This is a genomic window from uncultured Brachyspira sp. (assembly GCF_949287625.1).
GTDB lineage: Bacteria > Spirochaetota > Brachyspiria > Brachyspirales > Brachyspiraceae > Brachyspira.
Genome location: NZ_CASEGO010000015.1, coordinates 1 through 13,202, shown reverse-complemented (window position 1 = coordinate 13,202; position 13,202 = coordinate 1). Strand labels below are relative to the sequence as shown.

Here is a 13,202-nt window from a genome sequence, read left to right as displayed (position 1 = left end):
TAGTTTTTATATGATTAATGGAGATAATATGCAGAAAATAATTATTAAAAATTTACTTGTTGTAAAAGATTTTGAAATGGAAATTAATAGATTTAATTTGATTATAGGCGAACAATCTTCAGGAAAAAGCACAATAAGTAAAGCAATATTTTTCTTCAAAGAAATAAATACTCAAATAAGATTTTATATATTTGCTTATAAAAATAAAATACAATATAGGATAAAAGAAATATATAATAATATAATAAAAGATTTTTTTATAAGTGTATTTGGGAAATTGGAGAATATAGATAATGATTTATATTTAAAATATGTATACAAATATAATACTTATATAGAAATTACAAAAAAAAATAATAATCTAGATATTAATTATAGTGAGAATATAATAATATTTTTTAATAAATTGGAAATAGATATAAAAAGACTTTTTGGGGAATATTTAAATGTTAATAGTGTGGTAAGATTTGAAGATATTTTTGAAAGAGGAATAGGTAAAGAAATAAATGATTTTTTTGAAAATGAATTAATAACTTATTATATACCAGCCTCAAGAAGTTCTATAGCATTATTGAATAATCAAAGAACTAGACTGGATTATAATACTATAGATTTTATATTTTATCCTTTTCTTACACTTGTTGAAAAAATAGAGTTCTTATTTAAGGACGGAGTTAGAAACTTTATAAAAAATGTCAATGATAATGACAAAAAAATAATTTTAAATGAAATGAATAAAAAAATAGAAAAATATATGGGAGGGCAGTATTTTTGTGATGATAAGTTTGGATATATAAAATTGGATAATACTAATAAAAAAATACCTGTAGATAAAATATCGTCTGGACAGCAGGAAATACTGTGGCTTTTAAATGTTTTATTAGGTATAACATGGCTTAATAAAAAAAATATTTTTGTTATAATAGAAGAACCTGAAGCACATTTATATCCTAATATGCAAAAAGAAATTATAGACTTCATTGTTAATTTTATGAATATAACCAATAGTAATATTTTAATTACAACTCATAGCCCTTATATATTAACGAGTGCAAATAATTTACTATATGCTGGAAAATTAAAAGAAAATTATAAAAACAATAAAGAAAAAATAGAAAAAATTAATAATATTGTAGGTGAATATGGTGCTATTAATCCTAATGAAATAAATGCTTTTAAGTTATATTTAAATGATTTTAGATATACAAATCTTCTTAATGAAGAAAATGAAATTAACTGCGAAGAGATAGATGATGTATCTAATACAATCAATGAAACATATACTAAATTATTTGATATGGAATTGAATAATGAAGAGTAATTATGAATTATTAAAAAAAGATGATATAAAAACTTTGTCAGATGCACAAACAAAACTTTATATAAAAGCAGATAATGATATTTTTATTATAAAAGTTGATAATGGTATATTTAGTGATGATGTAAAAAAATGTGATTATTTAGCATATAGGGAAAAAGAAGTTTCTAATTTTATAGAATTAAAAGGTCAAAAAATAGATAAAGCATATATTCAAATTATAGAAACAATTAAAAATATTTCAAATAATAGTAAGTTAAAACATTTAATAGATACTAAAGAACTAAAGTCTTATATAGTTAGTAAAGAAAAAAATAAAATTCCTAATGGTATAGAAAATAAATCAAAAGAATTAGCAAAAATTTTGTATGCCAAATCTAAAATAAAACCTGATAATATGTTTAATTTAATTTATTATGTTATTGTTGTTTCAAATAATGATAAAAGACAATCTAATGGAAATAAAATAATATGTTCGTCTAAAAATCCTATAATATTTTAAGATCATTATAAATATATATTATTTTTAACCAGATTTTAATAAAATAGTAATAATTAGCTAATGATAATCGCTAAACATAGTTATTTTAACTTATTTATTTTATTTAGATATTGTTTAGAATATCAAAAATAAAATAATAAATAACGGAGGATAAATATATGGCTAATACTTCAGCAGTTCAGTTAATTAATAGATTAGATAATGATAAATTAAAAATAGATAAAAAAAATAAAAAAATAGGCGAGCTTTACTCGGCAGTATCACATGGAACAGGTGCTTTGCTTGGTATAGCAGGACTTGTACTTATGCTTATAAAAGTTCATGGTAATCCTATGCCCGTTATAATTTATGGTGCGGGTATAATATTTTTATATACATTTAGTTCTCTATATCACTTTTTCCCAGACGGAAGGGTAAAAAAATTATTTAGAAAATTTGATCATATAGGAATATATATTTTTATAGCAGCGACCTATACTCCGCTTTGTATATTCTCTCTTCCGAAAAATATTGGTATATTGATTTTATCTGTTATATGGGGCTGTGCTTTGATAGGGGTATTGTCAAACACAGTTTTTAAATACAAAAATATATATTTAAGAGTGCTATTGTATGTATTAATGGGCTGGATAATAATATTCGCTTTCAAGCCCTTATTAAATTCTTTTGATGTGCTTCATTTAAATTGGCTTATATTCGGCGGTATATTTTATACTATAGGGGCTTTCTTATACGCATTGGGTAAGAGGTTTAATGATAAATCAAAACAGTTTACGCATGACATATTTCATATATTTGTACTTGCAGGTTCTTTTGCTCATTACTGGTTTTTGTACAGCTATGTTATATAGTTTATTTTTTGTTAAAAACCCTTTACATTTTTTATTTTATCTATACTATTATAAAGTTATCCTTTCAGTAATGGAGCATAAATGGTTAAGCGTATTAATATAGATGATTTTTTAAGAATGCAAAGAGAAGAGAATTTACCAATAATAGATGTACGTTCTCCTATAGAATATTCACATGCTCATATACCAGATGCATATAATGTTTATTTGTTTAATGATGAAGAACGTAAAAATGTAGGAACTATTTATAAGCAGGTAGGACGAAAGGAGGCTGTATTAAAAGGATTAGAATATGTATCTGTAAGAATGACGGATATATTAAAGAGCATAGACGATATAGCTAAAAATTATAACAATACAAATAAAATACTTATGCATTGTTTTAGAGGCGGTATGCGAAGCGAGTCTGTTGCTTGGCTTTGTTCCAGCTACGGATATGATGTTTATGTACTTGAAGGCGGATATAAAAGATATAGAAATTATGTATTATCTTCATTTGAAAAAAAATATAGAATATATCTTCTTACTGGAAGAACTGGAAGCGGAAAAACTCTTATACTAAAGAGATTAAAAGATAAAGGCTTTAATGTAATAGATTTAGAGAAAATAGCAAAACATAAAGGCTCAGCATTCGGCTGGATAGATGAGGGCGAACAGCCTAGTCAGGAACAATTTGAGAATCTTTTATCTTGTGAACTTTCTAAATATGATATTAATTCTGTTTTATGGTTTGAAGATGAGAGTCTGCTTATAGGAAAGCGTGCTATACCTAAATCATTATTTAATAATATGAGAGATGCTGAGAAGATAATTTATTTGGATATACCTCAGGAATGCAGGGCTCTCTATATAGTTAATACTTATGGAAAATACAGCATTGATGATTTAAGAGAATCTATATTAAAAATAAAAAAACGCTTAGGCGGAGAGAGATTAAAGGAATCATTAGAATTGCTTGATAATGGTAAAATGTATGAATGCGTACTAAATATGCTTTATTATTATGATAAGGCTTATAAACTCAGTATTACTAATGATGAAGAGAGACTTGTATCTATAGAATGTAAAAATCAGAACTTTGATGAGATAGTGGATTTAATATTATCAAGAGTGAAATGTTAATTTGGGCAGCAGCAGCAAAAAATTATGAATCAGGAAATTAAAAGTTATATACATGAAAAATTAAAACGTATTCCAGATAAGTCTGGAGTATATTTTATGAAAGACAGCAAAGAAACTATAATATATATAGGTAAAGCAAAATCATTAAAAAAAAGAGTATCATCATATTTTAATAATTCAAATAAAGACGCTAAAACTACGGCATTAGTAGAGCATATAAGAGATATTGATTATATACTCACAGAAAATGAAGTTGAGGCTTTGATATTAGAAGCAGAGATGATAAGAAAGCATAAGCCTCATTATAATATACTTCTTAAAGATCAGAAATCATTTCCTTTTATAGCTGTAACAAATGAACATTTCCCAAGAGTAATTAAAGCTAGAAATGTTATAGATAAAGAAAACGCTAAAAAATATAAAAAATATTACGGACCTTATGTTGCTGCTGAGAAGGCTGATAATATAGTAAAGTTTGTTGTAGATAATTTTAAGTTAAGAAGATGCAAATATGATTTTCCGTTAAAAAAGCCTATAAGACCTTGTCTTTATTATCATATAGGAAAATGTACTGCTCCTTGTGCTGATTTGATAAATGAAGAAGATTATGATAAAACTATTGATGATGCCGTTATGGTGCTTGAAGGAAATGTTGATGAGCTTTCTGCAAGATTAAGACAGGATATGTTTCAGCATGCAGAAAAGTTAGAGTTTGAGGCTGCAAAAGATTTGAGAGATAAAATTGATCTGCTTAAATATATAACAGTAGAGCAGAGCATATATATTCCAGAGAGCGATGATATTGATATAATAGGAGCTTATGGAGAGAATGGAAATTATATAATAGTTATATTATCAGTTAAAGGAGGAAAACTTGCAGACAGAAAAACTTTCAGTATGCAGTCTCCTAATAATGATGAATATTATGCAGAAAAAGGCGTATCAAAATATTCTGAGATACTTTCTGCCTTTTTTACTCAGTATTACACCCATGCTAATTTGATACCTGCATCCATATCTGTAGATTTTCCTATTATGGATATTGATATTATAAAAGATTATTTAAAACAAATATCAGGCAGAGAAGTTGATATAAAATTTGATAAAAGCAGAAAAGGTTTAATGGCTATAGCAAATGAAAATGCTAAACATATATTTAAAGAAAAAGCACTTATCAGAGAAGTTCCTCTAGGTATAACAAGGCTTCAGGAAATATTTAAACTTAAAAAAGCTCCTAGCATAATAGAATCTTTCGATATAGCCCATATTCAGGGAAGCTATACTATGGCTGGAATGGTGCGTTTTGTCAATGGAGTATCGGATAATAAAAACTACAGAATATTTAATATGAAAACAGTTACTGGAATAGATGATTTTGCTTCTATAAAAGAGGCGGTATATAGAAGATATAAAAGGCTTAGAGATGAGAATCTTACTTTTCCAGACTTGATACTTATAGACGGCGGAAAGGGACAGCTTAATTCTGCAATAGAGGCATTGAAAGAACTTGATATAAAAGGTCAGCCTATAATGGCATTAGCTAAAAAATTTGAAGAGATATATTTGCCCAATAGAAATGAACCAGTAAGACTTAATGATAATGAACCAGCAAGACTTTTTTTACAGAAGGTAAGAGATGAAACGCATAGATGGGTTAATACCAGTCATGGTAAGAAAAGAAGCAGAGAGATGCTTAAAAGCGAACTTGAAGGCATAAACGGATTAGGCAAAAAAGGAATAGAAAAACTATATGCCCATTTTATAAATATAGATAATATAAAAAATGCATCTTTTGAAAGCATAAGAAATATACCGGGCATTAGTTATAAAGTAGCTAATAATATTTACGAGCATTTTCATAAATAAGCAGCTATTATAATTTTTATCCTGATACAATTTTCCATATTTTTATTATATCATTTATACTATAATCAAGAAAATCCTTATATCCGCAGAAAGTTTTATCTTTACTATCTATATATATATTTTCTAACATTCTTTTGCATCCTAATCTGCATATTTTAAAATATCTGCATAAACGGCATAATTTATAATCATCATTATTTATTATCTTATCCTTTTCATTAATAAAATCTTTAGCTTTTTGATTGTAAAAAATATCATCAAAATCTTCGTCTGCTATATTGCCTAATTTATAATTATCCAAGCAGTAAAAATCACAAGGAAAAACATCGCCGTTGCTTTCTATTATCATCTGATTTGTACATATTCCGTTTATACCGCAGCTCATAGGATCATATCCGCCTCCCAATAATGGTATTATATTATCAAAGAACTGAATGCTGTAATAATTATTATTAAAAAAATCTTCCTTCCATAATGAAAATATTTCTTTATAGAAGTTTGAGAACTCTTTTGGTTTTATAGAATATTCATTACTGCATGAATTTATTTCAGATAGGCACGGTATGAATTGAGTATATTTTATATTGAGTTTTTTAATCTTTTTGTATACATCTTTAGGGTATTTAGATAGTTCAGATGTTAATACTGTGAGTATGTTGTATTCTATATTAAAGGCATCAAATAATTTTTTAGTTTCTAATACTTTATTGTATGTGTCATTTCCTATTTTGTCTGTTCTGTATTTATCATGAATATCTTTTATCATATCAAAAGAAAGTCCAACTAAAAAATTATTTTTTTTGAATAACTCACACCATTTATCATCTATTAATATACCATTAGTTTGTATGCTGTAATTTATATTAATATTTTTTTTATTTCTGTTATTTACATAATCTATAAACGAATTAAAATATTCTATTCCTGCAGTAGTGGGCTCTCCGCCTTGAAATGAAAACAATACATTTTTATCAGCATTTTGAAGTACTTTATCTATTATGGCTGTCATTACTTTTTCAGTCATAATACCGTTATTTTCTATTTTTCTATTTTTGGCTTCATCTATGTAAAAGCAGTATTTGCATTTTATATTGCATAAAGATGATGAGGGTTTGATTAATACAGATACATTATTCATAATTTTATCATAATATATAATTTTATAAATTTCAATATTTTATATATAATATAAAAAATATAAGAGATTATAAGTATGTTTTTTTAAATAAAAAAAATTACAAAAAACATTTAATATAAACTTATAATCTATTATATTTTTTGTATATAGTATAAAGTTTTTTTTGGAGGCTTAAAAATGAATAATAAAAACTATTATACTATAATACCTTCAAGTATAAGATACGATAAGAGATTAAAATCATTATCAAAACTCATTTACGGAGAAATAGCTGCACTTACCAATGATAAAGGATACTGCTGGGCTAATAATAATTATTTTGCAGAAATCTATTCTGTGAGTAAGGATACTATTTCAAGGTCTGTAAAACAGCTTGAAAAATATAATTACATAAAATGCGTATATGATAAAACTAAACAAAATAATGAAAAGAGAAAAATATATATAAAAAAATTTAACCTTGTACCAGCAAAAAATCCTATACAGTATAGTGAAAATTTCAGTGACGGTATAGACAAAAAAGCAGAAGATAATAATAAATATAATAACTTAAATAATAAAGACAGCGAACTAAAAAAAGATACAAATAAATTAAATAGTACAGATAATAAAAAAGATTCTCCCTCTCCTTGTTTTGAGTTTAATATATTTGTAAATGAGCTTATCGATACTTTTAATTTTCTTACTGGAAATAAAGCGAGTAAATTATATCATCTTCATTCTTTTAAGACCAAAGGCAGGCAGGAGGAGATTAAATCAATTTTTGAAGATAGGAGATATGATTGGAAAGGCTGTATTAATTTAGCAAAAAATAAAGTTAAGGATAAAGATAATTTATCAGGCATATGGCTTGATTTTTTAAGTTATTTAAAAATATATTTAATAAAAGGCGACAGAGAAAACACTATTAAAAGACATTACAGTAAAGAAGAATTGATAAAGAGAGAAGAGAAGCTTAAAGAAATAGAGCTAATTAAAATTCAAAAGGAACGAGAAGAAAAATTAAAATTGCTTGAAGAAGAAAAAAGACTAGGCTTTGATAAGATGACAGAAGATGAGATTATAGAGTTTACCAAAAGAAATTTGATGTTTTTGAAGCATGCTTGATTATATTTTTATTGAAACTATTATATAATAAAACTATAAAAGGATAATAGAATATGATTGAGAATAAATATAATGATGAAAAGTTTTTTAATAAATACAGCGAAATGGAAAGATCTAAATTTGGACTTAATGCTGCAGGTGAATGGGAGAGTTTAAAAAATATACTTCCTTCTTTTGAGAATAAAAATATTTTAGATTTAGGATGCGGTTATGGATGGCATTTGATTTATGCAATTGAAAATAAAGCTAATTTAGCGGTTGGTGCTGATATATCAGATAAAATGCTTGATGTGGCAAGAGAGAAAATTAAAAACATTAATAATATAAAATTGATACTATCTTCTATTGAAAGTATTGATGAAAATATAAAAAATGATGATGAATTAAAGAATATAAAATTTGATATAGTTTTAAGTTCTTTGGCTTTGCATTATATTGAAGATTTTGACAGAGCAGTAAAAACAGTAAAAGGACTTTTGAAAGATGACGGATATTTTGTATTTTCAGCAGAGCATCCAATATTTACAGCTTATGGCACTCAGGATTGGCTGTATAATGATAATGGTGAAATATTTTGTTTTCCTATTGATAATTATTTTTATGAGGGAAAAAGAAATACTAAGTTTTTAGGTGAAAGCGTTATTAAATATCATAGAACAATAACAACATATATTAATACTCTTATAAGTAATGGCTTTATTATAGAGAATGTTATAGAGCCTATACCTTCAGAAAAAATGCTTAAAGAAAATAAAGAAATGCAAAATGAATTAAGACGCCCTATGATGATTATAATAAAATCTAAAAAATATCGTTAATAGTAATTGAAATAATTTTATTTTGTTATATAATATTATAAAAAATTAGGGGAGCTTTAAAAGGCTGAGAGTAAGTTTAATTTATTAAGTTATATGAACTTAGACCCTTATAACCTGTTGGATAATGCCAGTGTAGGGAAATATTTTTGTACCAATTCATTATTGCATGTCTAAAAAATAATCCAATAAAGTTTTCCTAATAATTTTTATTTTTAAGGATTAATATATGACACAAGAAGAAATATCTAAAGCAATTACTGATATGAAAGCTAAAAGTCCATTAGTTCATAACATCACAAATTATGTTGTTATGCAGATTACAGCTAATGCCTTGCTTGCTGTTGGAGCTTCTCCAGTTATGACATTTGAAAAGGAAGAGTTTGAGGATATGCTTTCTATCGCTTCATCGCTTGTTATTAATATCGGAACATTAACTTCTATTTCTATAGAGGCTATGCATAGTGCATGCAAAATAGCAAATAAAAAAAATGTTCCTTTCGTGCTTGATCCTGTAGGAGCAGGGGCAACAAAACTTAGAACTCAAACTTCTATAGATATAATAAAAAATTACCGTCCTCAAGTAATAAGAGGAAATGCCTCTGAGATAATGGTGCTTGCTGGTGAGAGTATCAAAACCAAAGGAGTAGACAGCACCGCTAATGTTAATATGGCTTTGGAGGCTGGTAAACATTTAGCTAAAGAATATAATACTGTTGTAAGCATAAGCGGAGAAACTGATATTGTAACAGACGGAAATAGAGTTTTATATATAAGCGGAGGCTCTCCTTTGATGTCATTAAATACTGGTATGGGCTGTACTTCTACGGCAATTACTGCTGCTATGCTTGCGGTATCAAGTCCTTTAATTGCTGCTGCTTCTGCTATGTGCATAATGGCTGAGGCTGGAGAGACGGCTTCAAAAAAAGCAGATGCTCCTGCCAGCTTTGCTGTTTCATTTATTGATGAGCTTTATAAACTTAATATAAATAATGCTTCTTTAAGGGTAAGAGAATAATATTTTTATTGATATAATTTAATAAAAAATAAATGTTTCAAAGCAATATCTAAATTAATTGATTTTTTATTATTGGGAGTTAATAATAAACAATGGGCTTTAATATTAAAGTCCATTGTTTAAACATATACTTTTTTATTTTAGGTACTGACTATTATTGAACTCTTCTAAATCTATAATAGCTTTTAATATCATTTCTTTGTCAGCTTTATATCTGCTTATATTTAAGTCATCAAGAGCAAGTGTACCGTCCAATGCTGTATTAAAATCTTCATCTTCTAAACTAAAATTATTTATGCCTATATCTTTTAAGCATGTAGGAAGAGACATAAATTTATTAAACTTAAAAATATCCTCTCTTGCATCATATTGTTTGTCCATAGTAAGAAGCAGTAATATCCCATATGATACCAATTCGCCATGCAGCAGTTTTTCTCCTACTGCTTTTAATTTTGTTAATCCGTTATGTAAAGACATATGATAATTATCTTTTATCATTATAGATGTTAATCCTACTGTGTATATTATATGAAGTATAACTCTGTTTAGAGCATCTGTTGCTTTTTTATTTCTGAAATCATCTACAGCTTCTGAATAATATTTTAATATATCATTAGAGCAGTTTTTTATAACTTCTATACCTAAAAAATTTTTATAATTTAAGTTTTCATCTCTTGTGTATAATAATGCTTCATACTGTTTAGAAAGTGCATCTGATATACCAGTTATAAAATAATTTTCAGGAGAGTTTAATATAACATCAGTATTTATAAATGTATGTAAAGGAGGTCTTTTCAAATTAAATATTTCTCTAAAACTTCCGTCATTATAATATATAACAGATGAACAAGTTGCAGCAGCACAGTTTGAAGCTAATGTTGGAAATGTAAATATAGGCTTATTCATCATATCGGCTAAAACCTTTGATGTGTCTAATGCTCTGCCGCCTCCTACAGCAAATATCATATCGGCTTCCATAACTGCTTTTTTCTCTTTAAGGAAATCAACATTTTCAAAAGTAGAATTTCCTCCGTAATGAAGCATTCCAGTTATATTTATGTCTTTTATATTATGCAGTATAAGCTCTATTGATGCCTGAAGAGATTTTTTGCCCGATATTATAACAGCTTTGTTTCCATAATTTGAACATATATCATATATATGTTGATAAGCGTCTTTTCCTATACTAAAATTAGGTAAAAATAAATTTTCTGTACTCATTTTTCAATCCTTGTAATTAATATTATTATTTAAATTTTAAGTAAGTTGTTTTTTAATTTATTAAATTATTTTTATTGTATCTATTAAAATTAATAATCATATTTCTCTCCTTATAAAAATTTTTTTGTTTAAAATAAATTTAGTCTATGCTTATATCAGCTATAAACTAAACAATTTTTATCCTGGCTTAAAAGATAGGAACCAAGCAGTCTGTAATATTAATTTTTGTTATGACTTTTAGATTATTAGTGCTTTATTTGATGTTATAGTTAAGAGAATAAACTATAACATCAATTTGTTTTCATTAAAAATTATTTTAATACAGCACCAGTATTAGCAGACTGAACAAGTTTTCTATATCTTCCAAGCCAGCCTCTAATTTCTTCTAAAGGTTTAATAGCAATCTCTTTTCTTCTTTTTTCCATTTCTTCATCAGAGATTTCTAAATTGATTTTATGATTAGGAATGTCTATACTAATGATGTCATTTTCTTTTATAAAGGCTATTTCTCCTCCGCTTGCAGCCTCTGGAGAAACGTGTCCTATAGAAGCACCTCTTGAAGCACCAGAGAATCTTCCGTCAGTGATTAAAGCAACATCTTTATCTAATTTCATACCAGCAAGAGCAGAAGTAGGGTTAAGCATTTCACGCATACCAGGTCCTCCTTTAGGTCCTTCATATCTTATAACTACAACATCGCCTTTATTTATTTTTCCTGCATATATAGCAGATATTGCCTCTTCTTCACTGTCAAATACTCTTGCAGGTCCTTTATGTACAAGCATTTCATCAGCAACAGCAGAACGTTTAACAACACAGCCGTCCTTAGCTATATTACCCCAAAGTACAGCAATTCCGCCTGTTTTACTGTAAGGGTTTTCTATATTTCTTAAAACATTATTATTTTTATTAACAGCATCTTTTATATTTTCAGCTATTGTTTTACCAGTAGCAGTAAGAAGCGAAGTATTTATAAATCCGCCCTTATCAAGCTCTTTCATAACAGCAGGTATTCCGCCGGCTTTGTATAAATCTTCTATATAGTTATGCCCAGCAGGTGCTAAATGGCATAGATTAGGAGTGCGGTCGCTTACTTCATTGATAGTTTTTAAATCTATTGGTATGCCAGCTTCATTAGCTATAGCAAGTAAGTGAAGTACACTGTTTGTAGAACATCCTAATGCCATATCTACAGCAAGAGCATTTTTGAATGATTCTGGAGTTATTATATCTAATGGTTTTATATTGTTTTTTAATAATTCCATAACCTGTATTCCTGCTTTTTTAGCAAACAAAGTTCTCGCAGAATATACAGCAGGTATTGTTCCGTTTCCCGGAAGTGCTATACCTAAAGCCTCAGAAAGACAGTTCATGCTGTTAGCAGTGTACATACCAGCACAAGAACCGCAGCTTGGACATGTATTTTGTGCATATTCTTCTAATTCTTTATCATTTATAAGATTAGCCTTTTTTGCTCCTACAGCCTCAAATATATTTGATAAACTTATTTTTTCATCGCCATGATCGCCAGGCAGCATAGCTCCTCCGCTTATAACTATGCCCGGTATATTCATTCTTAAAAGTCCCATTATCATACCAGGTACTATTTTATCGCAGTTAGGCACTAGTACAACTCCGTCTAATCCATGAGCTATAACCATACTTTCAACAGAATCAGCTATTAACTCTCTTGAAGGAAGTGAATATTTCATTCCTAAATGTCCCATAGCTATACCATCGCATACACCTATTGAAGGTATAAGTATAGGAGTACCTCCTCCTATTAAAACTCCAGCTTTAACCGCCTGAGAGAGTTTATCAAGATGTATATGTCCTGGTACAATTTCACTATATGCAGAAATAATTCCAATCAGAGGTCTTTTTAATTCTTCATCTGTATAACCCATAGAATAGAACAATGATCTGTTTGGTGCTCTTTCATCACCTTTTAATACTCTGTCGCTTCTTAAAGAACTATTTTCTCTGAAACTCATAATTATTTCTCCATTTAATAAAATTGTTATTTATCGTAAAATTGTAATGCGTACATTCTATTAGCAGAATGATAAAAAATCAAGAGATTTTTGTATTTTTTCTTGTTATAAAGCAGATATAATTTATTAATTAAATTTGATTTTTTATAAAATTTTATTGACATTTTATATTTTTATGCTATTATTAAACTAGTATAATAAGAGGTATAATTTTTTTTTCATGAACAGAACAGAACAGAACAGAACAGAA

11 protein-coding genes and 1 riboswitch are annotated in these 13,202 nt (G+C 27.3%); of the genes, 8 read left to right on the top strand and 3 right to left on the bottom strand.

Annotated features, from left to right (window positions below):
- The first annotated feature begins 28 nt into the window (after positions 1 to 28).
- The 5 genes from Q1X91_RS04480 to uvrC all read left to right on the top strand — a co-directional run bounded on the left by Q1X91_RS04480 (position 29) and on the right by uvrC (position 5,659).
- Positions 29 to 1,321 (top strand): AAA family ATPase, encoded by a 1,293-nt coding sequence (locus tag Q1X91_RS04480; RefSeq protein ID WP_300753768.1) that lies wholly within the window; start codon positions 29 to 31, stop codon positions 1,319 to 1,321.
- Entirely contained in the window at positions 1,311 to 1,820 is a 510-nt protein-coding gene (locus Q1X91_RS04475; protein WP_300753766.1) for a hypothetical protein, read from the top strand. The genes Q1X91_RS04480 and Q1X91_RS04475 overlap by 11 nt, the downstream gene beginning before the upstream one ends.
- A 158-nt stretch (positions 1,821 to 1,978) precedes the next feature.
- The gene (locus Q1X91_RS04470) at positions 1,979 to 2,671 is read left to right on the top strand and encodes a hemolysin III family protein (protein ID WP_300753764.1); all 693 of its coding nucleotides are present in this window, start codon (positions 1,979 to 1,981) and stop codon (positions 2,669 to 2,671) included.
- An 81-nt stretch (positions 2,672 to 2,752) separates the two neighbouring features.
- On the top strand, positions 2,753 to 3,793 hold the full coding sequence (mnmH, locus tag Q1X91_RS04465; RefSeq protein WP_300753762.1) for a tRNA 2-selenouridine(34) synthase MnmH: 1,041 nt from the start codon (positions 2,753 to 2,755) through the stop codon (positions 3,791 to 3,793).
- Between the two features lie 24 nt (positions 3,794 to 3,817).
- The gene (gene uvrC, locus Q1X91_RS04460) at positions 3,818 to 5,659 is read left to right on the top strand and encodes an excinuclease ABC subunit UvrC (protein ID WP_300753761.1); all 1,842 of its coding nucleotides are present in this window, start codon (positions 3,818 to 3,820) and stop codon (positions 5,657 to 5,659) included.
- A 16-nt stretch (positions 5,660 to 5,675) separates the two neighbouring features.
- Here uvrC and Q1X91_RS04455 read toward each other — a convergent pair whose 3' ends face one another.
- Complete coding sequence (locus Q1X91_RS04455) at positions 5,676 to 6,797, bottom strand: SPASM domain-containing protein (protein WP_300753759.1); 1,122 nt, start codon at positions 6,795 to 6,797, stop codon at positions 5,676 to 5,678.
- A gap of 177 nt (positions 6,798 to 6,974) precedes the next feature.
- Between Q1X91_RS04455 and Q1X91_RS04450 the strand changes: the two genes are divergently transcribed.
- From Q1X91_RS04450 to thiM, 3 genes are all read left to right on the top strand, one after another.
- Complete coding sequence (locus Q1X91_RS04450; protein ID WP_300753757.1) at positions 6,975 to 7,904, top strand: helix-turn-helix domain-containing protein; 930 nt, start codon at positions 6,975 to 6,977, stop codon at positions 7,902 to 7,904.
- A 53-nt stretch (positions 7,905 to 7,957) separates the two neighbouring features.
- Complete coding sequence (locus Q1X91_RS04445) at positions 7,958 to 8,722, top strand: class I SAM-dependent methyltransferase (RefSeq protein ID WP_300753755.1); 765 nt, start codon at positions 7,958 to 7,960, stop codon at positions 8,720 to 8,722.
- Positions 8,723 to 8,759: 37 nt separating this feature from the next.
- Positions 8,760 to 8,878: riboswitch (TPP riboswitch) on the top strand.
- A gap of 70 nt (positions 8,879 to 8,948) precedes the next feature.
- Entirely contained in the window at positions 8,949 to 9,737 is a 789-nt protein-coding gene (thiM, locus tag Q1X91_RS04440) for a hydroxyethylthiazole kinase (RefSeq protein ID WP_300753753.1), read from the top strand.
- Between the two features lie 135 nt (positions 9,738 to 9,872).
- Here the strand turns inward: thiM and Q1X91_RS04435 are convergent, their stop codons facing one another.
- Positions 9,873 to 10,958: an iron-containing alcohol dehydrogenase family protein gene (locus Q1X91_RS04435; RefSeq protein WP_300753751.1), complete on the bottom strand. Its 1,086-nt coding sequence runs from the start codon at positions 10,956 to 10,958 to the stop codon at positions 9,873 to 9,875.
- A 311-nt stretch (positions 10,959 to 11,269) separates the two neighbouring features.
- Positions 11,270 to 12,952: a dihydroxy-acid dehydratase gene (gene ilvD, locus Q1X91_RS04430; protein ID WP_300753749.1), complete on the bottom strand. Its 1,683-nt coding sequence runs from the start codon at positions 12,950 to 12,952 to the stop codon at positions 11,270 to 11,272.
- Positions 12,953 to 13,202: the final 250 nt, after the last annotated feature.

What these genes read in the sequence shown, in the direction of transcription:
- Q1X91_RS04480 (WP_300753768.1), top strand. Translation starts at nt 29, where the DNA reads ATGCAGAAAATAATTATTAAAAATTTACTTGTTGTAAAAGATTTTGAA.
- Q1X91_RS04475 (WP_300753766.1), top strand. Translation starts at nt 1,311, where the DNA reads ATGAAGAGTAATTATGAATTATTAAAAAAAGATGATATAAAAACTTTG.
- Q1X91_RS04470 (WP_300753764.1), top strand. Translation starts at nt 1,979, where the DNA reads ATGGCTAATACTTCAGCAGTTCAGTTAATTAATAGATTAGATAATGAT.
- mnmH (WP_300753762.1), top strand. Translation starts at nt 2,753, where the DNA reads ATGGTTAAGCGTATTAATATAGATGATTTTTTAAGAATGCAAAGAGAA.
- uvrC (WP_300753761.1), top strand. Translation starts at nt 3,818, where the DNA reads ATGAATCAGGAAATTAAAAGTTATATACATGAAAAATTAAAACGTATT.
- Q1X91_RS04455 (WP_300753759.1), bottom strand. Translation starts at nt 6,797, where the DNA reads ATGAATAATGTATCTGTATTAATCAAACCCTCATCATCTTTATGCAAT.
- Q1X91_RS04450 (WP_300753757.1), top strand. Translation starts at nt 6,975, where the DNA reads ATGAATAATAAAAACTATTATACTATAATACCTTCAAGTATAAGATAC.
- Q1X91_RS04445 (WP_300753755.1), top strand. Translation starts at nt 7,958, where the DNA reads ATGATTGAGAATAAATATAATGATGAAAAGTTTTTTAATAAATACAGC.
- thiM (WP_300753753.1), top strand. Translation starts at nt 8,949, where the DNA reads ATGACACAAGAAGAAATATCTAAAGCAATTACTGATATGAAAGCTAAA.
- Q1X91_RS04435 (WP_300753751.1), bottom strand. Translation starts at nt 10,958, where the DNA reads ATGAGTACAGAAAATTTATTTTTACCTAATTTTAGTATAGGAAAAGAC.
- ilvD (WP_300753749.1), bottom strand. Translation starts at nt 12,952, where the DNA reads ATGAGTTTCAGAGAAAATAGTTCTTTAAGAAGCGACAGAGTATTAAAA.